Annotated in this window: 22 protein-coding genes; 12 read left to right on the top strand and 10 right to left on the bottom strand. The window is 29.9% G+C overall.

What is annotated here, in order from left to right:
- The first annotated feature begins 193 nt into the window (after positions 1–193).
- Positions 194–580, top strand: a complete 387-nt coding sequence (locus tag HX088_RS06620) for a hypothetical protein (protein ID WP_284583375.1) — start codon at positions 194–196, stop codon at positions 578–580.
- Between the two features lie 65 nt (positions 581–645).
- Here the strand turns inward: HX088_RS06620 and HX088_RS06615 are convergent, their stop codons facing one another.
- On the bottom strand, positions 646–1,902 hold the full coding sequence (locus tag HX088_RS06615; RefSeq protein ID WP_286483725.1) for an exo-beta-N-acetylmuramidase NamZ family protein: 1,257 nt from the start codon (positions 1,900–1,902) through the stop codon (positions 646–648).
- 74 nt (positions 1,903–1,976) lie between these two features.
- On the opposite strand from HX088_RS06615, the gene HX088_RS06610 reads away from it, so the two are divergent.
- The 4 genes from HX088_RS06610 to HX088_RS06595 all read left to right on the top strand — a co-directional run bounded on the left by HX088_RS06610 (position 1,977) and on the right by HX088_RS06595 (position 6,642).
- Entirely contained in the window at positions 1,977–3,206 is a 1,230-nt protein-coding gene (locus tag HX088_RS06610) for an ABC transporter permease (protein WP_286483724.1), read from the top strand.
- 33 nt (positions 3,207–3,239) lie between these two features.
- On the top strand, positions 3,240–4,601 hold the full coding sequence (locus HX088_RS06605) for a pyridoxal-phosphate dependent enzyme (protein ID WP_225542844.1): 1,362 nt from the start codon (positions 3,240–3,242) through the stop codon (positions 4,599–4,601).
- Between the two features lie 30 nt (positions 4,602–4,631).
- Positions 4,632–5,360: an LPS export ABC transporter ATP-binding protein gene (gene lptB / locus HX088_RS06600; protein WP_171623727.1), complete on the top strand. Its 729-nt coding sequence runs from the start codon at positions 4,632–4,634 to the stop codon at positions 5,358–5,360.
- 85 nt (positions 5,361–5,445) lie between these two features.
- On the top strand, positions 5,446–6,642 hold the full coding sequence (locus HX088_RS06595; protein ID WP_286483723.1) for a porin family protein: 1,197 nt from the start codon (positions 5,446–5,448) through the stop codon (positions 6,640–6,642).
- Between the two features lie 43 nt (positions 6,643–6,685).
- On the opposite strand, the gene HX088_RS06590 is transcribed toward HX088_RS06595, so the two are convergent.
- Positions 6,686–6,928: a hypothetical protein gene (locus HX088_RS06590; protein ID WP_171623713.1), complete on the bottom strand. Its 243-nt coding sequence runs from the start codon at positions 6,926–6,928 to the stop codon at positions 6,686–6,688.
- 156 nt (positions 6,929–7,084) lie between these two features.
- Complete coding sequence (locus HX088_RS06585) at positions 7,085–7,219, bottom strand: 30S ribosomal protein THX (RefSeq protein WP_171623714.1); 135 nt, start codon at positions 7,217–7,219, stop codon at positions 7,085–7,087.
- Positions 7,220–7,373: 154 nt separating this feature from the next.
- Here HX088_RS06585 and HX088_RS06580 point away from each other — a divergent pair, with 154 nt between their 5' ends.
- From HX088_RS06580 to HX088_RS06570, 3 genes are all read left to right on the top strand, one after another.
- Positions 7,374–7,529 carry a hypothetical protein gene (locus HX088_RS06580; RefSeq protein WP_225540159.1) on the top strand — a complete coding sequence of 52 codons (156 nt, stop codon included), beginning with the start codon at positions 7,374–7,376 and terminating at the stop codon, positions 7,527–7,529.
- 2 nt (positions 7,530–7,531) lie between these two features.
- Entirely contained in the window at positions 7,532–8,737 is a 1,206-nt protein-coding gene (locus HX088_RS06575) for a metallophosphoesterase family protein (protein WP_286483726.1), read from the top strand.
- Positions 8,738–8,807: 70 nt separating this feature from the next.
- Positions 8,808–11,849, top strand: a complete 3,042-nt coding sequence (locus tag HX088_RS06570) for an AAA family ATPase (protein ID WP_286483722.1) — start codon at positions 8,808–8,810, stop codon at positions 11,847–11,849.
- A gap of 43 nt (positions 11,850–11,892) precedes the next feature.
- Here HX088_RS06570 and HX088_RS06565 read toward each other — a convergent pair whose 3' ends face one another.
- From HX088_RS06565 to rlmH, 4 genes are read right to left on the bottom strand one after another with little or no spacing between them, the layout of a single operon-like run.
- Entirely contained in the window at positions 11,893–12,813 is a 921-nt protein-coding gene (locus tag HX088_RS06565) for a ribonuclease Z (RefSeq protein WP_171623717.1), read from the bottom strand.
- A complete protein-coding gene (rdgB, locus tag HX088_RS06560; RefSeq protein ID WP_286483721.1) occupies positions 12,810–13,391 on the bottom strand; it encodes an RdgB/HAM1 family non-canonical purine NTP pyrophosphatase in 582 nt (193 codons plus the stop codon). The genes HX088_RS06565 and rdgB overlap by 4 nt, the downstream gene beginning before the upstream one ends.
- A 1-nt stretch (position 13,392) precedes the next feature.
- The gene (locus HX088_RS06555) at positions 13,393–14,226 is read right to left on the bottom strand and encodes a CPBP family intramembrane glutamic endopeptidase (RefSeq protein ID WP_286483720.1); all 834 of its coding nucleotides are present in this window, start codon (positions 14,224–14,226) and stop codon (positions 13,393–13,395) included.
- The gene (gene rlmH, locus HX088_RS06550) at positions 14,219–14,692 is read right to left on the bottom strand and encodes a 23S rRNA (pseudouridine(1915)-N(3))-methyltransferase RlmH (RefSeq protein WP_286483719.1); all 474 of its coding nucleotides are present in this window, start codon (positions 14,690–14,692) and stop codon (positions 14,219–14,221) included. The genes HX088_RS06555 and rlmH overlap by 8 nt, the downstream gene beginning before the upstream one ends.
- A 26-nt stretch (positions 14,693–14,718) precedes the next feature.
- Here rlmH and HX088_RS06545 point away from each other — a divergent pair, with 26 nt between their 5' ends.
- On the top strand, positions 14,719–15,690 hold the full coding sequence (locus HX088_RS06545; protein ID WP_225540153.1) for a YihY/virulence factor BrkB family protein: 972 nt from the start codon (positions 14,719–14,721) through the stop codon (positions 15,688–15,690).
- Here the strand turns inward: HX088_RS06545 and HX088_RS06540 are convergent.
- Positions 15,687–16,562: an ion transporter gene (locus HX088_RS06540; RefSeq protein ID WP_225542835.1), complete on the bottom strand. Its 876-nt coding sequence runs from the start codon at positions 16,560–16,562 to the stop codon at positions 15,687–15,689. The genes HX088_RS06545 and HX088_RS06540 overlap by 4 nt on opposite strands.
- Before the next feature lie 43 nt (positions 16,563–16,605).
- Between HX088_RS06540 and HX088_RS06535 the strand changes: the two genes are divergently transcribed.
- From HX088_RS06535 to HX088_RS06525, 3 genes are all read left to right on the top strand, one after another.
- Positions 16,606–17,490 (top strand): TIGR01777 family oxidoreductase, encoded by an 885-nt coding sequence (locus HX088_RS06535; RefSeq protein ID WP_286483717.1) that lies wholly within the window; start codon positions 16,606–16,608, stop codon positions 17,488–17,490.
- Between the two features lie 76 nt (positions 17,491–17,566).
- Positions 17,567–19,435, top strand: coding sequence for a DUF3857 domain-containing protein (locus tag HX088_RS06530; protein WP_284583383.1), 1,869 nt, complete (start codon positions 17,567–17,569; stop codon positions 19,433–19,435).
- A 59-nt stretch (positions 19,436–19,494) separates the two neighbouring features.
- The gene (locus tag HX088_RS06525; RefSeq protein ID WP_286483715.1) at positions 19,495–21,354 is read left to right on the top strand and encodes a DUF3857 domain-containing protein; all 1,860 of its coding nucleotides are present in this window, start codon (positions 19,495–19,497) and stop codon (positions 21,352–21,354) included.
- 29 nt (positions 21,355–21,383) lie between these two features.
- Here HX088_RS06525 and HX088_RS06520 read toward each other — a convergent pair whose 3' ends face one another.
- Both HX088_RS06520 and HX088_RS06515 read right to left on the bottom strand, forming a co-directional pair.
- A complete protein-coding gene (locus HX088_RS06520) occupies positions 21,384–22,370 on the bottom strand; it encodes a LuxE/PaaK family acyltransferase (RefSeq protein WP_284583385.1) in 987 nt (328 codons plus the stop codon).
- A gap of 49 nt (positions 22,371–22,419) precedes the next feature.
- Complete coding sequence (locus HX088_RS06515; protein WP_284583386.1) at positions 22,420–22,902, bottom strand: hypothetical protein; 483 nt, start codon at positions 22,900–22,902, stop codon at positions 22,420–22,422.
- Between the last annotated feature and the right edge of the window lie 3 nt (positions 22,903–22,905).

Raw genomic sequence — 22,905 nt, 5'->3', positions numbered from 1 at the left:
GAGTACGTTTGACATAATTGCTTCTTTCTTCCATAATAACGATTTCTTTTTTGTATCGCTATTTCAGGACGGGACAGTCAATTCTTAAAATAGAAACTCCAAAATTTGCTTGGAGTTTTTTATATTAACTCTTCGTTAACCGTGCATTAACCAATATAAATTAATCTTTTTTAGACTTTTATAAAAAAAAAACATGAAAAAGATAATTTTAATCGCTGTAGTTTTTTGTACAAGCTTAGTTAATGGACAAACGGCTACATCTTATGCCAGTTCAAAAACATCAAGTTCAACAACGCATTCTAATGTTTCGGTAAGTGTAAGTGATAGTAATGAAGTGTATTCTTATTCTGTAATTTTTGATAGATCAAAATCAGCAAAAGCAATTAAAGAAATAGAAAAAACGTTTGGTAAACCAATTATAGAAGGAAAAAATTATGTTTGGCGAGAAAGCGATGTGTTGGAAATAAAAGCGCGTGAAGGTAGAGTAACAATTGAATTAGAAAAAGGTTCAACAAAACTCTACGAAAAAGTGAGAAATATGGGTATAGCAATTGCTGAAGTTGTAGGTGAAAAATCTTAAATTCATAAAATTAAATACAAATCCCAACTTTTATCTGAGTTGGAATTTGTATTTCTGTACATTGCTTAATCTTTGTAAATCAAATATTTTGATCTTATTTTTTTGAATGCTTCCAAATCTTTTTGCCAAGTTGCTTTTATTTCTTCTTCCGATAGGCCAGCTTCTATTTGTTTACGCAATTCATCTGTTCCAGAAAGTTGATCGATCCATAATTTTTTTCCATTCATCGTCCAAAAAGGTTGTTTTGTATTGTTTTTATACGCATTAATTAACCATTTCAAATTAATAGATGATTGATACGATACATCAGATAAATCTTCACCATAACACACTTGATCTTTAAATTTTGGACTTGTTGCGCCAGGTTTAGAAACAGGTGTATATTGAAACGGCATATTTTTCAAAAAAGGAGAACCATAAACCTGAAACTGAAAAGTTGTACCTCGTCCTTCATTTACATTTGTGCCTTCAAATAAACAAGTACTCGGATACAAATTAATTGCATGTACATTTGGTAAATTTGGAGAAGGTTTTACGGGTAAATGATAAGTAGATTGATGTGTGTAATTAAGCAATGGAACGATTTCTAAATTTGCTTTTACGCCATTCGCTAACCAACCTTCACCGTTAATCATTTGCGCATATTCACCAATGGTCATTCCATAAACAATCGGAACATTGTGCATCCCAACAAACGATTTATACTCATTTTTCATTACAGGTCCGTCTACATAATGTGCATTTGGATTTGGTCTATCCAATACAATTATTTTTTTACCATTTTCAGCCGCAGCTTCCATTACATAATGTAAAGTCGAAATATAGGTGTAAAAACGTGCTCCTACATCTTGCATGTCAAAAACCAATACATCTACATCTGCAATTTGATTAGCTTTCGGTTTTTTATTGTCACCATAAAGTGAAACAATTGGTAAACCTGTTTTCGCATCAACACCAGATTTTATTTTAGCACCAGCATCTGCATCTCCACGAAAGCCATGTTCTGGAGAATATATTTTAGTAACATTTATTCCATTATCAATTAAAAAATCAACAATATGAATTGTATTTTTATAATCATAATCAGAAGGTTTTTTCTTTAAAATTTTTCTAAGAATTCCAGTTTGATTAGATACAACTCCAACTTTTTTATCTTTTAATAGTGGTAAATATTGCATCACATTTTCTGCACCCAAACCAATTTCTAAACCATTTATTTCATTTGTAGAAGTAGAATTTGTTTGATTTAAAGTTTGAGCAATACTAAAAAAAGGAATACTTAGAAGTAAAGCAATTGATGTATATTTGACAAAGTTTTTCATTTCGTTTTTCATCATTTGAATTTAGGCGAAAGATAAAGCCTAAAGTTAGTTTTAATCTTAAAAAAATATATAATTTGAGTTTTTCTTGGTGGTTTTCAAAAAAAATTGCGCTTGGTAAAAATACTAAAAATAACTTATCGAGTATCATTATTCGTGTAGGTCAAATTGCCGTAGCATTAGGTTTAATCGTTTCTTTGGTGACGATTTCCACTGGTGTTGGTGCAAGGAAGGCAATTAAAGAAAAGTTGGCTGATTTTAATGGGCATATTACCATTAGAAATTACAATAGCAATACCTCGTTAAATTCGGATTCGTTAACGATTAACCAAACTTTTTATCCAACCTTCAAATCTATTCCAGCGATTGAACATGTACAAGCAATTGCGAATAAAAGTGGTGTGATTCGCACCAAAGAAAACTTTAGTGGAGTTGTTTTTAAGGGAGTTGGAACAGACTTTGATTCGGTTCGGTTCGAAAAATTTTTGGTAAAAGGATACTTTCCTCGAATCAATAAAGATTCGATTATGGATGAGGTTTTATTATCAGAAAAGATTGCAGATGAAATGAAATTGGATATTGACAGTTCGTTTGTGATGTATTTCATTCAAGAAGATACAAAACCAATTTATCGTCGATTTACCATTTCTGGATTGTTTAAAACAGATATCAAAAATTTTGATGATCAAATCATGTTTGGAGATATCAAGCATGTACAGCGCCTGAATCGTTGGGATTCGGCAACTGTTGGTGGTTTTGAGTTATTTGTGAACGATGTAGAAAATATTGATCCTGTTGCAAAATTAGTTCAAGCGAAAATACCATATAACTTGTATGCAGAATCGGCAACTGCTTCTTTTGCTCAGATTAACGATTGGATCACCATTTTTGATAAGAATATTGTCATTATTGTCTTTATTATGCTTTTTGTTGTTGTCATCAATATGGTGATGGTTTTATTGATTTTAATATTAGAACGAACACATTCGATAGGAATTTTAAAAGCATTTGGAGCAACTAATTGGCGTATCCGAAAGTTATTCATCAATTACGCCTTATTTATTATGTTACCTGGATTGATTGCTGGTAATGTAATAGGGCTTGGTTTGTTGTTAGCTCAAAAACATTTCGAAATCATCCAACTTCCTGCAGAAAATTATTATTTATCGACTGCTCCAGTCTATTTAGATTTTGGAACAATTATATTATTAAATGCTGGAGCTTTATTAGTTTGTGCAATTGTATTACTTTTGCCTTCGTACATGATATCTAAAATTACTCCGGCTAAAGCAATTAATTTTAGATAAAAATTAACCATTTAATTTTAAAATCAGAAAAAAATGAAATACGCAAATAATATTTTAGAAACCATAGGAAACACGCCTTTGGTTAAAATTAATAAGATAACAAAAGATTTACCATGTACTGTTTTAGCAAAGGTTGAATATTTCAATCCAGGTCATTCATGTAAAGATCGTATGGCATTGAAAATGGTAGAAGATGCAGAGAAAGACGGTCGTTTGGTTCCTGGAGGAACTATTATCGAAGGAACTTCTGGTAATACTGGAATGGGATTGGCATTGGCTGCAGTAATCAAAGGTTATAAATTAATTTGTGTGATTACAGACAAACAATCAAAAGAGAAAATGGATATTTTGCGCGCTGTTGGTGCAAAAGTTGTGGTTTGTCCTACGGATGTCGAGCCAGATGATCCACGTTCTTATTATTCTGTTTCGAAGCGTTTGGCAAAAGAAACACCAAATGGTTGGTATGTCAATCAGTACGATAATCCATCGAATACACAAGCAAATTATGAGCAAACTGGACCAGAAATTTGGGAACAAACAGAAGGAAAGGTTACGCATTTTATTGTAGGAGTAGGAACTGGAGGAACTATTTCTGGAGTAGGAAAATATTTAAAAGAAAAAAATCCAAACATCAAAATTTGGGGAGTTGATACCTATGGGTCAGTTTTCAAAAAATACAAAGAAACTGGAGTTTTCGATGAAAATGAAGTGTATTCTTATGTAACAGAAGGAATTGGTGAAGATATTTTACCAGAAAATGTTGATTTTGATATTATTGATGGATTTACAAAAGTGACAGATAAAGATGCGGCGGTTTATACGCGTCGTTTAGCTTTAGAAGAAGGTTTGTTTGTCGGAATGTCTTCGGGGTCTGCAATTAAAGGATTGTTACAAATGAAAGACGAATTCGGACCAGATGACGTTGTTGTTGTATTATTCCATGATTCAGGTTCTCGTTATGTTGGAAAAATCTTTAATGATGATTGGATGCGTGATAGAGGATATTTGGACGAAGAGATTAAAACTGCTGTAGATTTAATTAAAGAACATGTCGATAAACCATTGGTAACAGTTCGTACAGAAGAATTGGCATCTCATGCAATTGATCGTATGCGTCGTTTCAAAATTTCTCAAATTCCTGTAATGGATGTGAATGGAATTGTTGGATCTTTGGACGAATCAGATTTGTTTCAAGCATTTTTAGAAGACAGAAATGTTGCTGAAAAACCTATTCACGAAATCATGGGAGAACCTTACCCTATTGTAAAAGCTGGAACATCTATCGAAGAAGTTTCGAAGTTAATTACTAAGGATAATCAAGCGGTTTTAATAGAATTAGAAAATGGGAAATATCATATCATTACAAAATATGATATTATTAACTCGATTAAATAACAAAAATCCTATCTTTGAAGCGATATGGGAATTGTATTAAAAGGTCAGAATTTAGTAAAAGATTACGGTAAAAAACACGTTGTGAAAAATGTGTCTTTTCAAGTAGAACAAGGAGAAATTATTGGATTATTAGGACCAAATGGTGCTGGTAAGACCACTTCTTTTTATATGATTGTTGGTTTGGTAAAAGCCACGCAAGGAAAAGTTTTTTTAGATAAACAAGATATTACAAGCGATGCAATGTACAGACGTGCACAGAAAGGAATTGGATATTTAGCGCAAGAAGCATCTGTTTTTCGCAAACTTTCTGTAGAAGACAACATCAAATCCGTTTTACAATTCACTAAACATTCGAAAAAAGAACAACAAATGCGTACCGATGCGCTGATTGAAGAGTTTTCGTTAGAACACGTGCGTAAAAACCGTGGAGATTTACTTTCTGGAGGTGAGCGTCGTCGTTGCGAAATTGCACGTTGTTTGGCGACAGAACCAAATTTTATCTTGTTAGATGAACCTTTTGCTGGAGTTGACCCTATTGCAGTAGAGGATATTCAGAAGATTGTCCGTTCATTGAAAGAAAAGAATATTGGAATTTTAATTACTGACCACAATGTCTCGCAAACATTAGCAATTACTGATAAAACCTATATCATGTTCGAAGGTAAAATCCTAAAAGAAGGTTCGCCAGAAGAATTAGCAAATGACGAAGATGTTCGTCGTGTTTATCTTGGTGAAAACTTTATGTATCAACAGATATAATTTACAATATAGTATTTTTGAAACCACTCAATTTTGAGTGGTTTTTTTTGTTTATATTCGTAACATTAACACTAAATAATTATTTATGAAATTACTAAAGACAATTTTCATATTCTTATTCACTATAAGTATTCATGCCCAAATTCGTTTTGAACAAGGTTATATTATTGATAATAATAATCAAAGACAAGATGTATTAATTAAAAATATTGATTGGTTAAATAATCCAAAATCAATAGAATATAAAAATGATGAAACTTCTAAAATTGAGATTGCAACGATAAATCAAATAAAAGAATTTGGCGTTGATAATCAATCAAAATATGTAAGAGTAGATGTTAAGATTGATAGGTCTTCAGAAGATTTAGCTAAAATTAGTTCTATTCAAGAGCCTGAATTTAAGGAAGAAACATTGTTTCTAAAAGTTTTGATAGAAGGAGAAGCTTCTTTATACGATTATGTAGATTATAATTTGAAAAGATTCTTTTATAAAAAAAACAATGGTGAAATTGAACAATTAATATATAAGAAATATGAAGTTACAACAAATCAATTTGCTTATAATAGAAGTTATAAAGGACAGATTGCACAGAGCTTCAAGTGTGAAACAATTTCTAATGATAGAATAAAAAAAGTGAATTATAGAGAAACTGAATTAGTAAAATTATTTACAGAAATTAATCAATGTAAAGGTTCTGATATTGTATATAATTCAGATTCTAAATCTAAAAAAGTAGATTTTAATCTATGGGTTAGACCTCGTTTAAATAGTTCAAAATTAAGTTTGAAAGATAACTATGAAGCATTTAATTTCGAGAACAAACTAGGAGCTGGTATTGGTATAGAAGCCGAATTTATTTTACCATTTAATAAGAAAAAATGGAGTGTAATTATAGAACCGTCATTTCAATCTTATAAAAGTAAAATAGATAATATAAACAGTCAAGAGGATAAAGTATTTGTGAAATACCAAGTTGTAGAACTTCCAGTTGGTTTTAGACATTATTTTTTCATTAATGAAAAATCTAAAATTTTTGCGAATGCTCAATACATGTTTAATTTTGATTTTAACTCGTCTGTTCAATTTAGTAGAGGAGGAAAAACATATAGAGAAATGGAAGTTAATTCAAGAAGAAACTTTGCTTTTGGTTTAGGTTATGATTATAATAGTAAATTTAATATTGAATTAAGAATTTTAACTGAGAGAAATATATTTGATTACGTATATTGGAACACAAAATATTCTACGATTTCATTTGTATTAGGTTATAATATATTTTAAAATAAAGTATTTTTAAAACCACTCAATTTTTGAGTGGTTTTTTTTATAAATCAACAAAAAGTAATTTTCCTTTTTGGTTAGCAGTATTCTTAAAATGTAAAAAAACATCTTGAATATCATATCTTCTGAAGTGAATGCTCTGTGAAATATCTTCATTTGGAAGTTGATACGTCATCTCAAAATTCAACATACTACCAAAACCAGAACTCTCAACTTTTTCGACCAAAATTCCTAAAGATTCCAATCGTTCAATCAAACGGTTAATTTCCAAATCATTATGTCTCATACTACCTAAACCTACCAATTATAAGGCTTCAAAGCTAAAACATAATCATTTAAAAAAGAAGTTTACCTCAATATATTCTATAAATTATATGAATTCTGAAATCGAATTATCCCATAAAAAAAGCTGAAAATCATGATTGATTTTCAGCTTCAAAAATTACTTTTTAGCTTTTTGGGTAGTTTTTTCTTCAACTATATCTTCCTCATAAGAATACTTATGTCTCGGACGTTTTACACCATAAGAGCCATTTACAATTTTTCCTCTTCTCGATTTTTTATCGCCTTTTCCCATTACTAAATGTTTTAAAATTAATAAATTCGATTACTTTCCAACCAAGTTAATAATTCTAACTTAATTGAATAAATGATTGACAATTCTTTCAGATTTCAATTAACTTTGCGACATATTTTGTCGTAGATAAAGTATAATTTTAGAACAAAATAATATGAGTCGAAATACAGATGCCAATAAAAAAGCACATAAAAAAAAATTATACCAAAAAAAACGAAAAGTACAAGATGCCGAAGCTGAACGTAAAGCTCGACTAAAAGAAATTAATCAACAATTTAACGATAAAACGAAACCAGAAAAGGAAGAATAATGATGAGAATTTTACATACAGCCGATTGGCATTTGGGTAAAAAATTAGATAGTTTTTCACGTTTAGAAGAACAAATTTTAGTGATGAATGAGATTGTCGAAATTGCAGAGCAAGAACAGGTAGATCTTGTCTTAATTGCAGGTGATTTATTCGATAATTTTAATCCAAGTGTAGAAGCTGTAGAATTATTTTATAAAACGTTAAAACGACTTTCGAATAATGGAAAACGTCCTGTTGTAGCGATTTCTGGAAATCACGATTCGCCAAATTTAATAGACGCTCCAGATCCTTTGGCACGCGAATGTGGAATTATTTTGATAGGTCATCCCAACGCGAAAGTTCAGGAATTTGAACTAAATGATTTTAAAATTTCTAAATCTATCGAAGGAATGATTGAATTGAAATTAAATAATTATGATTTTCCTGTTCGAATTTTACATACACCTTATGCGAATGAAATTCGTCTGAAACAATATTTGGGTGAAAACAAAGAAGATGCATTAAATGAAATTTTAGCAATTAATTGGAAAACGATTGCAGATAATCATTGCGATAAAAATGGAGTCAATTTATTGATGGCGCATTTGTATATGAACCAAAGAGGTGCTGAAATTTTAGAGGAACCTGAAGGTGAAAAACCAATTAAAATTGGTAATGCTGATATGATTTTTTCTGAAGCAATTCCACCTCAAATTCAATATACAGCTTTGGGGCATTTGCACGGTTTTAAGAATATCGGAACACGAGAAAAACCTGTCATTTACAGTTCTTCGCCATTGTGCTATAGTTTTTCGGAAGCTGGACAAACGAAATATGTTTCGATTATCGAAGCACAACCAAATGAAAATGTTTCGTATCATCAAATTGAATTAAAAAACGGAAAACCGCTTATTCGTAAAACGTTTGATGAGGTAAATAATGCGGTTGAATGGTTAAACAATCATCAAAATGCGTTGGTTGAATTAACCTTAGAAAGTGATACGTTTCTGAAAGCAGAAGACCGAAAATTGATTTATCAATCCCATAGTGGAATTATTCATTTGATTCCAAAAGTAAAAAATCAAGCCATAGAAACGGTTGAATATAAATTTGCAGATCAAACAAAAGATATAAAAGAATTGTTTGTTGATTATTTTAAATCGAAGAATGGCAACCAAGAACCAAACGACGAAATGAAAGACTTGTTTAATGAAATTTTGAATAGTTAAATTGAATTTGCTGAAGCTATATTATGATATCAAGAAATCTTATCCTTAATCTCAATCTTAAACATAAAAAATGATTCCAGTAAAATTAACCATAGAAGGACTTTATTCCTATCAAGAACGTCAAACGATTGATTTTTCTAATTTGACTGAAGCAGGATTATTCGGAATATTCGGGAATGTAGGTTCTGGAAAATCGTCTATTTTAGAGGCGATTATGTATGTGTTGTATGGCGAAACAGAACGTTTAAACTCTAAAGATAAACGCGCATACAATATGATGAACCTGAAATCGAACTTGGCTTATATCGAGTTTGATTTCTATAATTTCGAACAAAAATTATTCAGAGCAACAAGAGAATTCAAACGAAATTCCAAACGTTTTGAAGATGTTAAATCACCGACAGTTGTTTTTTACGAACATAAAGAGGGAGAATGGATTCCTCTAAACCATTCGAAAGCTGAAGAAATAATTGGTTTGAGTTACGAAAATTTTAAACGTACAATTATTATTCCGCAAGGACAATTCAAGGAATTTATCGAATTGGGCGCAAAAGATCGTACTCAAATGATGAAAGAAATTTTTGGTCTTCATCGTTATGATTTACAGGACAAAGTTTCGACATTAAATGCCAAAAATTTAACGAATCTCAATCAATTAGAAGGAAAATTATCAGGTTTTGAGGAAATTTCAGAAGAAAAAATAAAAGAACTTGAACAAAATTTAATCGAACAAACGAATTTAAACAATCAAGTTCAGGAAGAGTATCATCATATCAATGAATCGTTTCAACGTCTGAAAGTATTGAAATTAGATTTTGAGAATTTGAAACAAAAGAAAATTGATTTCGAAAAAGTTACTGCTCAAAAAGTTGAAATGGATCAACGTAAAGTTGAAATGGATCATTTTGAATTGATTTTTAATGCTTTTCATCAAGTTTTAGAACGTCAAAATCAAGTTGAAAAACAACTTGTAGAAAAGTCGAATTCTGTCGAAGCGCAACAAAAACAATTGGCTTTAATCGAAAATCAAATCAAAGAAGTTTCAACTCAACTTGATTTAATTAAATCGAATTACGAAGCTTTGCCAACAAAGCGAAAAGAGGAATCGGATTTAGAACTAATTGTTCAGATTTTGGCTTTTTCTCAGGAAATTGAAAAACTAAAAGAACGAACTGCAAAAGGTTTAAAAGAAGTTGAAGAAGTTCAGCAAAGAGAGCAAAAAATAGAAGAATCAATCAAACTATCCGAAAAAGAATTAAAAACATTTTCGGCAAAAAAAATTGATTCGAAAACATTGATAGAAGTAGAAAATTGGTTTGTTCATCACCAAAATTTAGATCAATCAATAGAAAAACAACACTTAAAAATTGAAAGTCAGCATCAACAAATTAATAGTTTCGAATTTCAGTTAAAAGAACAAAATATAGATATTTCTACGTCCGAAAATTGGTTTAATTCCACTTTTGATCAATTAGAATTAACCAAAAAATCATTAGAAAAACAGAAAAATGACATAGAAGTTCAGCAGAAATTGGCTCATTATGCCCATAATTTGCATGATGGTGAAGCTTGTCCGTTATGTGGAGCTTTGGAACATCCAAATATAGTTGAGGTTGATGATGTAACTTCAAAATTAAGTGCGGTTAATACCAAGTTGTCGCAGTTGGATGATGAGGTGAAAGCATTGCAAAAAAAGCAAAATGAAGTTCAGAAAATTGTAGATCAAAAACAGTTTATTGAAAAGCAAATAGCGCAAGAAAATCAGGTTTTGAATGAGTTGAAAATTCAACAAGAAAAACATTTGAATTTGTTTAATTGGAAAGATTTTGATCCAAAAAATAGAACCTCTTTTGAAGAAAAAAAGAAAGCTGCTATTTTGTTGGAACAAACCATTACAGATAAAAATAATGAACTTGATAAACTTCGTGAATCTTTGGAGAAAGAACGTCAGAATTTGACGAAATATAAACAGTTTTTAGAAAAATTTAGAGTAGAGGAAGCAGAAAAAGCTTCTCAAATAAAACAAAATAAACTGAATTTAAAAGTTTTGAAATTTGATGATTTTCAACAACAATCTAATGAAACTGTTCAACAAGATTTAATTGATTTAAAATCTAAGAACATTAAAGTTGAACATGATTATCAGCAATTTACAGAAAATTTAAACACTTTAAATCTAAAATTAGTTTCTCAAAAAACATCAATTGAATTGATTGATAAACAGATTATTGAATTGAATGAAGAATTAAAACAACATCAACATCAAATTGATAAAGCGTTAGAAGTTCATCAGCTTCAATCGATAGAAGTTGTTAAGCAAGTTTTAAATCAACAGTTGAATGTGGTTCAAATCCGTAAAGAATTAGAAGATTTTAGGATTTTATTTGAAACATTAAGAAGTTCTATCCAAGAATTAGAACAAAAATTAGCTGAAGTTTCTTTTGATGAAATGGTATTTAAAACGCAAGAAGAACAGTTAAATTTAATTACAAAACAGTTGAAGGAAACTGCTGAAATTGTAACTAAAACCAAAACTGAAATTGAACGATTGACAAAATCCTATGCCGAAAAGAAAGATTTATTAATCGAATTAGAGAAGTTGCAGAAGCGTGCTACAAATTTACAAACGATGCGAAATTTGTTTAATTCTGCGGGTTTTGTACAATATGTATCGTCAATTTATTTGAAACAACTGTGTGATAATGCAAATGTTCGTTTTCATCGAATGACCAAAAATCAATTGAGTTTACAGATGAATGACAACAATGATTTTGAGATTATAGATTATTTGAATGAAGGTCGTTCGAGAAGTGTGAAAACACTCTCTGGAGGACAATCTTTTCAAGTTTCATTGAGTTTGGCTTTGGCTTTGGCAGAAAGTGTACAAACGAATGCGAAGTCAGATAAGAATTTCTTTTTTATTGACGAGGGTTTTGGAACACAAGATGCAGACGCTGTAAATATTGTGTTTGAAACGTTGATGAGTCTGCAAAAAGAAAACAGAATTGTTGGAATTATTTCACATGTTGATGAGTTGAAAGATCGAATTCCAGTCGCTTTACAAATTACAAAAGATGAAGAAAAAGGTAGTTTAATAGAAGTTATTTCATAAAGAAAGTCCTCAATAGTTATTTTATTGAGGACTTTTTATTTTATTAACTATCGATTTTGATGGTTTTCAATAATTCGGGTAAAACTGTGTTTGGAAACTCTTGTTGTGCTTCGATTAACAAAGGTTTATAATCATGGTAGCGATTAGAAAAATGGCCTAAAATTAATTTTTTTACATTGGCTTGTTTCGCAATCATTCCAGCTTCTTTTGCCGTTGTATGTCCTGTATAGATAGCCAAATCTTTCAATTCGTGTAAGAAAGTTGATTCATGATACAACAAGTCTACTTCTTTGATAATAGGAACAATATCAGGCTTATATTTAGTATCAGAACAAAAGGCATAACTCAACGATTTTTGCGCATCGAACGTTAAATAATCATTCGGAATGATTTCTCCAGATTCTAACGTAAAATCCCTACCATTTTTTAAATTTTGATAATCACAAATCTCGATTTCTGAAAATTCTTCAATGGTATCCATATTCAATTTTCGAGGTTTTGGCTTTTCTCGAAAAAGATATCCATTCGTGTAAACACGGTGATTAAGCGGAATTGAAAAAACTTCGACTTTATCATCTTCAAATACTAAAACAGATTCTTTTGTATGTAATTCATTAAAAATAATTTCGAATGAATTGTTAGACTCTGTTAAGCGTAATTGTGTGGTAATAAATTCTTCGATTCCTTTTGGACCATGAATATGCAAGGGCATATCGCGACCAAGTAATTGAAGTGTAGAAATTAATCCGATCAAACCAAAAACGTGATCGCCATGCAAATGCGATATAAAAATGTGATTAATTCGGTTAAATTTAGCTTTTGCTTTTCGCAACTGAACTTGAGTTCCTTCTCCACAATCAATTAAAAAATAGCGTTCTGCAATATTTAATAATTGAGCGGTAGGATGCGTATAAGCAGTTGGTAACGCCGAATTAAATCCTAATATAGTTAGTTGTAAACTCAATTTACGTTTAGATTAGTTAAAAAATCGTTTAATTTTTCGATGGCTTTTCCTCTATGACTAATTGCGTTTTTTTCTTCAGGAGTCATTTGAGCAAATGATTTTGAAAAACCATCTGGAATAAAAATAGGATCGTAACCAAAACCATTGTTACCCATAATTTCGGTTGCAATTGTTCCATTTACACGACCTTCGAAAAAATATTCCTTTCCATTCAAAATTAAACAGAAAATAGAAATAAAGTAAGCTTTTCGGTTTGTTTTTCCATCTAATTCTTTCAAAGCTTTTGCAATATTATCTTCATCTTTTCCAGTTCCAGCATATCGAGCTGAATAAACTCCAGGTGCTCCGTCCAAAGCCTCGATAACCAATCCTGAATCATCTGCAAAAACATTTTTTCCTGTTTTATTAAAGATAGTTTTAGCTTTTAGCAAGGCATTTTCTTCGAAAGTTTTCCCTGTTTCTTCGATTTCTTCAAAGAAATCAATCGCTGTCAAAGATTTCATCGACAAGTAAGAGGGTAACATTTTAGTAACTTCTTTTACTTTATTGTTGTTATGTGTGGCAAAAATTAATTCCATTTTATATTGTTTTTTGTTCTGTTTGTTTCATTAATAAAAACACCGATAAAATTCCAATCAGTGTCATTCCACCAATTAATAAATAATCTCTATGCGCAAAAACTTCGCCTTCCATATCGCCTTGTATCAGCATCAACGAATAGGAAAGAGTATTATTTAGGAAATGCAATAGAATGGGTAAAAACAATGATTTTGTACGATGGTAAACAATGCCAAAAATGATTCCTAAAAGCCCTGCACCAATAAATTGCCATGGATTCATATGAGCCATTCCAAAGACAAAACCGTTTATTAAAATTGCAATTGTTGCATTGACCTTATAATTTAGCATTCCTTTCAGAATAATTCCTCTAAAAATAATTTCTTCGAAAATTGGTGCAAAAAGACATACCATAATAAATCCTGCGATTTTATAATCTAACATCATTTCGAAAGAACTTTGAAAGATTTTATAAATATCTTCTAAAGGACCAGTTGTAGGAATTAAACTTGTAAAAACTTCTGCCAAAGGCAAAAGAAATAGCCAACAAGCAATAGAGAGAATAAGTTGAATGGCGGTAAAAGGATGTTTAATCGCTTGTAAAATTGTCGTAAACTTTGTTTGCGTTAGCATCAATAAAATAACAATTGCAGATACTGTTCCAGCCAAAAAGCCTAATGGTAAAAGAACGTGATTAAGTGGTTGGTAAAAGATTGCAGGAATAGAGATAATTCCGCCAGCAAATTGCATTATAATTACTGCGACGGCACTATATAAAATTGCTTTTCCGATTCCAAAACTCAATTTGTTTTCATTTTTTTGAACTATTTCTTCAAAAGGAGATGTCTTATTCATGGTGATAAGGTTTACCTTGCAAGATACTAAATCCGCGATAAATTTGTTCTGTTAAAAATAGGCGAACCATTTGATGCGTAAATGTCATATTGGATAAAGACATTTTCTTGTTTCCACGGTTGTAAACAGATTCATCGAAACCATAAGGACCACCAATCACAAAGACTAAATTTTTGACCGCTTGATTCATATAATTTTGAATATTATCTGCAAATTGCTTCGAAGTTGGTTGTTTTCCTTTTTCATCTAAAATAATAACAAAGTCTGTATTTACTATTTTGCTCAAAATTTGTTCAGCTTCTTTTTGTTTTTGTTGAATTTCGGACAAATTTTTACGATTTTTGATGTCAGGAATTTCAATTCTTTGATAATTAATATGCGAAGGCAATCGATTTTCATACTTTTGTAATAGCATTTCGATGGCTTTTTCGTCTGTTTTACCGATACAAATGGTCGTAATATTCATTCAAAATTATTTATTGAGACAAAAATATGCGCATTCTACAAGATTTTAAAACATATACAGGAATAAATTATTTTCGAGATTGGTCGAAAACAAAATTGATGAACAAAAATACAGACATCACGGTATATGATTTCTTGAGAGTTTTTTGGATTCGCGTCATGAAAGGGAATTTTCCGTTGCGTTCGGCAGCCGTTTCGTGGATCTTATTTTTTAGTATGTTTCCATTTCTACTTTTTTTGTTTAGTGTTTTACCTCATTTGACTTATTATGGCGATATAAAAGAATTACTTTTTACACAATTTTTACCGCAAATTTTACCCAAACACGTGAGTAATGAAGTGATTTCGTATATCGATAAAACGACAGCTTTACAAGGCAAACGAAAAGTAAATTATCTGTTGATTTTGATTACAATTTTTATGTCATCTAACGGAATACAAGGAATTATTAATGGATTTAATGTATCGTATCAAGATGTCTATGTCAAACGAAAAAATTCAAAATCGAGAGTGATTTCGATTATATTGACATTGTTTTTTACTGTATTTATAGTCTTACAAGTTTTTTTATCTTACTCAACATCTATTATTTGGAAGTATTTAACAAACGTTTCTTTTTTGAGTAAACTTGGTCAGTTTTCTTATCTTATCAATTATTTTTCCGTATTTATTTTCTATTTTGTCTCGATGTGTATGTTGTACTATTTTGGTCCAAACCATAAAAAGTCAAGAAGTACAGTATTGCCAGGTGCATTGTTAACATCAGTCTTGTTCTTGTTAACTGTAATAGGTTTTAATTCGTACTTAAGTTATTTTACCAATATTGATTTGCTTTATGGATCACTTGGATTAGTAATGATTATGATGATTTTTGTTTACATCAATGTGATTTTGATGTTAGTTGGTTACGAATTGAATATGTCGATTAATTATACCAAAAACTATGAAGATATCCATCATATCGACAGTAATCGTTTTATTAATTTGGATAAATCTTAATGCTCATTTAATTTGTGTCCGCACGTTTTGCAATAGACCGATCCATCAAGATGATAATCATCTCCACAATTTCTACAACGCTCCGTATTATTGGGAATATCGTCTTTGGTTTTTGATGCTTTGTTCATTTCCATTGTCACGATACTTGTAGGAACAGCAATAACACCATAACCTATAATCATAACAACAGAAGCTAAAAATTGACCTAATCCAGTAACTGGAGAAATATCGCCATAACCAACTGTTGTTAAGGTGACGATTGCCCAATAAATACTAATCGGAATACTTGTAAAACCAGATTCGGGATGATCATGCTCAACCATATACATAATTGAACCAATAACCACAACTATTAAAAGGACAAAAGATAAAAAAACGATGATTTTATCTTTACTTTCTTTTAAACCAAGAACCAATACATTTCTTCCTCGAGTAAATCGAGTTAGATTAAAAATTCTGAAAATACGTAGTAAACGTAAAATTCGGATACTCGCCAAATATTTGCTTGTTGGTAGGAATAATCCCAGATAAAATGGTAAAATTGATAATAAATCAATGACTCCATAAAAACTAAAAATGTATCGCCAACGATTTTTTACGCAATAAATTCGCAACAAATATTCAAGTGTAAATAAACAAGTTAAAATCCATTCGAGTGTAATTAAAACCGTATGATGTCTTGCATTAATAGCTGGAATAGATTCTAACATTACCAATCCAACACTCGTTAAGATTAAAAATAATAACGAAATGTCGAAAAGTTTACCATAAGGTGTATCGGCTTCAAAAATTATATCGAAGATTTTTTGTTTCAATTTCTTTTCTTCATCCGCACCCATTTTTTTGAGGTAAGGAAATCGACCTTTGAACATTGGTTTATATTTTGGAATGAGCTAAATTAGGAAAAAAAATAGTATGAATATTCTCTTAACTGGTGGAAGTGGTTTAATTGGTTCAGAATTAGCGAAAATTTTAATTGAGAAAGGACATCAAGTACGGATTTTAACAAGAGAGAAAAATGTTGAGTATCCTTTTTATCATTGGGATAAAAATAAAATTGATGAAAAGGTTTTTGATAATTTAGACGGAATTATTCATTTGGCTGGATGTTTAATCGCTAAAAGGTGGACAAAAAGGTATAAAGAAGAAATTTTATCAAGTAGAGTTGATACAGCAAATTTACTTTTTGAGTATGTGAATAAACTTGATGTTAATCTAAAATTTTTCATTTCAGCTTCAGGAAGTGCTTATTATGGACAAATTACTTCAGACAAAATTTTTAAAGAATCAGATGAACCAAATACCGATTTTTTAGCAAAAGTTTGTGTAGCATGGGAAAATGCGGCTTACCAATTTGAGGAAATAGGAGCGAGAGTGGTTTGTTTAAGAACAGCTTTGGTTTTGGCAAAAAATGGAGAAGGTTTCAAACTATTGAAAAAACCAATTCAATTAGGTGTAGGCGCTAATCTTGGTGATGGAAAGCAATGGATGCCTTGGATACATATCGAAGATTTGTTGCAGATTTATGCTCAAGCAGTAGAGAATGAAAATATAAAAGGAAGTTTTAATGCATCTGCACCAGAAAATAGCGATCATTCAACTTTCAATCGTACGTTAGCTAAAAAACTAAATAAACCATTTTTTCTTCCAAATATTCCAGGTTTTGTGATGAGATTAACATTAGGAGAAATGAGTGATTTGGTTTTAAAAGGTTCGCGAATTGATGCAAACAAAATAGAAGAAACAGGGTTTACATTTCAATTTCCTACGTTGGAGAAAGCTTTTAATGATTTAGTGTAAAGTTGTTAAAAATTTTAAAGAAATTAAACCATATAATATGTTGTAAAATGTATTTTTGTAATCTTAAATAATCCTCATGAAAATTATATTTACTTTATTTTTTCTACTACTTACAATCTTTTCTAACGCTCAAAATAAAGAGTTCAAATTAGGAAAAATTTCTCAGCAAGAAATAGCGTTTAATCAGGCACCGTTCGAAAAAGATGCAGATGCTGTTATCCTTTCCGAAGAAGGAAAAATGGATTTGATACAATCTAATTATTATTTGACTGTAAAGCGTAGAATAAAAATCCTTACCGAAAAAGGCGTTGATCAAGCCAATATACAATTGAATTATTATAGTAAAAATAAACAAGAATCTATTACAGGAATCAAAGGAAATACTATAAATATCTCAAATGGAATAGAGCAGGTAATACCAATTGATGAGAAAGAAATTTTTGACATTTCTTTGAATGAATTGTATTCTGCAAAACGATTTACGTTTCCAAATGTAAAAGTTGGTTCTATTATCGAGTACACTTATGTAAAAGGAAGCGAACATAATTTTTCTATCGACGCATGGAATTTCCAACATGATATTCCTACACTTTCAAGTAAATTCAGATTGATTAATAAAGCTTATAGCGCTTATTCAATTATTACAATTGGAGATGCTTTAAATGAAAAATATAAAAATAAATCAAGTTCATCTGAATGGAGTTTGAATAATATTCAGAGTTATAATCAATTAAAATACGTTTATAATCCTGAGGATCAAAGTGAACGTATTAAACTTCAGGCAGATAATTATCATACAGATGGAGCTAAAAAAACAACATTGAATGCTTGGCAAGACTTGATTCAAGATATTAATTCACAGTACGAAAACTACAGAAATCCATCTGCAATTAGAGAAATTGCCCAAAAAATTCCTAATGGAAAAGATGAAGTCGAAACTTTGCGAAATGTGATCGAATATATTGATGCTAATGTAAAATGGAACAGATTTTATGGAATAATTCCATCTCGTTCCAATAGAACATTATTGAAGGAGAAAGCAGGTTCTACCGCGGATATGAATTTATTATTAAACGAAATTTTAACGGCAAAAGGTTTCGAAACATCATTGGTTTTGTTCAGTTCTCGTCATCATGGACAAATTTTATTTTCTTATCCATTTGTTAATCAATTTAATTCTGTTGTGACAGTTGTGAAATTGAATAATGGAACTGCAAATGTTATTTTAGATGCTTCAAAATTAAATAAAGAGCAAATCGAATTTGGTCCATTAGATGTGTTTAATTATCATGGTGTTGTAATTAAAAAAGGTGAGCCTTCATTTGTGAAATTAAATCAGAAATTGTCTTATTACGAATCTTCGATAAAATATGATTTCTTGAACAATGGAAATTTAGTTTTGTATAGAAAAGATAAATTTAATGGATATTTTTATGATGAAAATGCAGAAGAAAAGAATGTATTGAATCGATTTGTAACAGAATCTTTAGAAATGCGTTTGGATGAAGAATCAAGTGATAAATTGATTTTTGAGACCGATTCTTATGTCAAATCATATAAATCTAAAACTAAAACTCCAAATGCTGCATTTTACACATTTATTAATCCTTTGCGCGAGTTTTTGAAACAATATACTTTTGAAGATACAAATCGTCAACGCAAAATAGAATTTAATTACCCGTATTTATTTAACATCCAGGTTAAGTCTAAAATACCAGCAGGTTACGAAGTTGTGATTGATGAAAATTACAAAACTCATCATAAAATAGAACTTAATTTAGAATATTATCAAGAGGCAAAAATAAAAGACGGACAGTTGATTATAGCCATTCAATTTTTGTTACCAGAAGGCGTATACGAAGCAGAAAAATACAACGAGTTAAAACAATTTTTTGAGAAAGTAAAAACAGCATCTCTAAAAGAAATTTTAATGAAAAAGAACTAACTAAATAGCACTGAGATTTCAGTGCTATTTTTTGTATATTTAATCAATTAACACGATGTATGAATAATAAAATTTATTTTGTTTTAAGTTTTTTGCTTTGTCAATTTGCTTTTTCTCAATCAACTAAATTAGAATTTGGCAAAATATCAGAAGAAGAATATAATTATAACATTGTTCCGTTTGAACAAGATGCATCTGCAGTGACCCTTTCAGAATATGGAGAATTGCAATTAAAAAATTATGGATATGTTCTCAAACAACATGTTCGTAAAAAGATTTTAAAACAAGATGCTATTGAAGGAAATGTGTTAAAATTCAGCTTTAATCCAACGAACAAATATAATCGTGTAAAAATAAATAAAGTACAGGTTTATAATAAAATAGGAGGTGAGGTTGTAGTGTCAAAGTTGGATCAGAAAGATATTATACAAGAAACAAATGATGAAAATACAATTCAACTGATTTATGCGATTCCAAATGTAAAAGTAGGATCAATTATAGAGTATGAAACTGAAGTAACCCGTACAGCTAATCTATATGCAACGCCATGGAATTTCCAAAACGATTATCCAATATTGAAATCAAAATTAGATGTTCGGATACACACAGATTTTGATAATAGATTTTTTTTAATTGGGCAAAAGTTGAATGAAAAATATGGGAACCGAAAAGGGAATAAATCATGGGAAATAGAGAATGTAGCAAGTGTAAAAAAGTTTGATAAAATATACAATGTTAATGATTTTAAAGAAACAATCGGTTTTCAATATTCAGCTGAACAAGATTGGCATGGAACGATTTTTTCTTCTTCGAACTGGCTTTCATTACGATCAGTTTTTGCTAAAAATATAGCAACGAATACAAGAAATGTTGACTTTAATGAAATCGCTATTAAAATTAATAATGGAAATTCGCAATTAGAAACGTATAAAAATGTAATGGATTACGTTAAGCAGAATTTTAAGCTTATAGAAACGAATTATGTGGACAAAATGTCGAATTTTAAAACTGGTTTATTAGGAACTAAAACTGGAAGTAATTTGGATTTCGTTGTTCTCGTTAATCGATTATTGAAATCAAAAGGTTTAGAATCGCATTTGGTTATTAATAGCTTTAGAAACAGAGGAAGGTTAATTATGGATTTTCCTATTGTTTCGAGAATTTCTAATATTCAAACAATGACAATTGTAGATAATCAAGTTTATCTTTTTGATGAAAATATATTGAAAATAACGGATGATAATTACAAAGAAAAAGTCGTTTTTCCATATTCAGAATATTATAATCAACTTGTTTTGAAGCTTGAAACCAGTACAAATGAATTTCTAAATATTCAACCTCCCTTATCTGAAAGTTATTTGATAAATGAATTAGAGTTTAAAGGAGATGAGGTTAAAATGAAATCTTTAAATAAATTCAAAGGTTATTTTAACAAAGAAAATCAAAAGAATTATGATTTTCCAATGTTCAATGAGCTAACATATTCTTCAGAGGATTTGAATAATCAAGGTAATTACAGCTCGATAAATAAAATTTTTGTGAATAAAGGAAAAATGGTCAACTATTTTGGATTTGAATTTCCGTTTAATGATGCGCTTAATTTTTTAAATATTGAAAAAGAAAGAAAATACCAAGTTGAATTAGATTTTCCGTTTCAAAAAGTTGTTCAATTAAAATCTAAAATTCCAAAAGATTTTGTTTTAAAATATGATAAATTTAATCACGAAATTAAAGCCATTGGAAATAAATTACAATACAAACAACAGATAGAAGTTGTGAATAATGAGTTTGTAATTACCTATATTCTATTGATTAATCAATCAATTATAAGCAGTAAGGAACTAAAAGAATATTCGGAATTTTTAACTAAAATAGCGGAAAGGAATAAAGATATTGTCATTTTAATGAATAAAAAATAAAAAAACGCACTAAATTTTAGTGCGTTTTTTTATGATTCTATCACCATCAAATTGCAACCTCTTACATCAGAATGGTCAAAACGTCCTAAAATTTCAAATTGATTTGTGGCTACTTTTTTTCCCAAATCATCAGTCGCAATAAAACTAATCGAATTGTAATTGGCTAAATCTATCACATTTACGCCACCAGTTTTTCCTTGTTCAACATAGCTTAATGGATCTTCAGTTTCGCGAATCATTATTCGCATCCAATTGGGCGATTTAAACGTTAAATCTCCACGAGAATACCCTTGCGAAAGCAATTCAGTCATTCCATATTCCGAATGAATTTCATTAGTTCCAAAACCATCTTTTAAGATTGTATGTAATTCTTCGCGTGTAATTTCTTTTTTACGACCTTTCATTCCGCCAGTTTCCATCACGATGGTATGTTTCAATTTCATTTTATAATTTTCTACAAAATCTAACAAGGCGAACGAAACACCAATCAAAATAGCTTTTTTACCTGTTTTCTCGTGTGCGATAAGATTTTCATACAATTCATCGTGATTATACAAATAAAATCCGCTTTTATCGCTACCAGATTTTTCAATCCAATATTCCACCATATCTATCAACGAAGAGCCTGTACGTTCTAAATACGAAGGTAAAAGTGCAAATATTGTATAATCAGAAAGTGGTCCATAAAACTGTTCAAAACATTTTTCTAAATTGTAATGATACAATGCCAAATCGGTCACCAAATGTTTGCTTGTTGACATTCCTGTGGTTCCTGAACTTGTGAAAACCTTTTCAACGGCACGATTTCCAGAAATAAGATTATATTTCTTAAAAAATTGAATCGGTAAAAAAGGAATTTCGTTGGTGTGTTTTACAGTAGAATAATCAACATTCAAGAAGTTTAAGAAGTTATTGTACACTTTATTTTCTTGCGCTTGATAACGGAAAACTTCCAATGCAACGTTTTGGAAATCTTCTTCGGATTGAATACTAAAAATTTGCTTTGAATCAAACATTTTGCAAAATTACAAAATAGAGAAGAAGTGTGCGAATTTATTATGAATTCTATTGTTTTTCTAAGTTTCTATAGAATCTGATTGCATAAATTTTTAAAAAATAGAGATTTAATTGATCTAAAATTTTAAAAAACAGAAATTGTAATAAAATGATTATTACTGAAAGTATTATAAATGTATACTTGATTTCTTTGTAAAGATAACTTGAATAAAGATTTATAATGATAAGGAAAATAATACTTACGATAATATTAAATTTTCTTCCCTTTTCAAATAGTTTATTAGGTTGTAAAGTTATCTCAATAATATTTTTATTTTGAAAAGTATATTCTATTGCACCTTTACCATTTAAGAAAGAGTAGGGTGAGATATTATTTCTATTAACTATAATTTTATTCGAATCAAATTCTATATTCTGAAAATCAAATTCTTCAATAAATACAAATAAATTATCGTTTTGTAATTTTTTAAATTGATTTAAACTTTCAATTATTTCATCGAAAGTTTTTTTGGTTTGATATTCAAAAATCATTAG

It is taken from the genome of Empedobacter sp. 225-1, from assembly GCF_030328185.1.
Taxonomy (GTDB): Bacteria; Bacteroidota; Bacteroidia; order Flavobacteriales; family Weeksellaceae; genus Empedobacter; species Empedobacter stercoris.
This window is presented reverse-complemented; position numbering and strand designations above follow the sequence as displayed.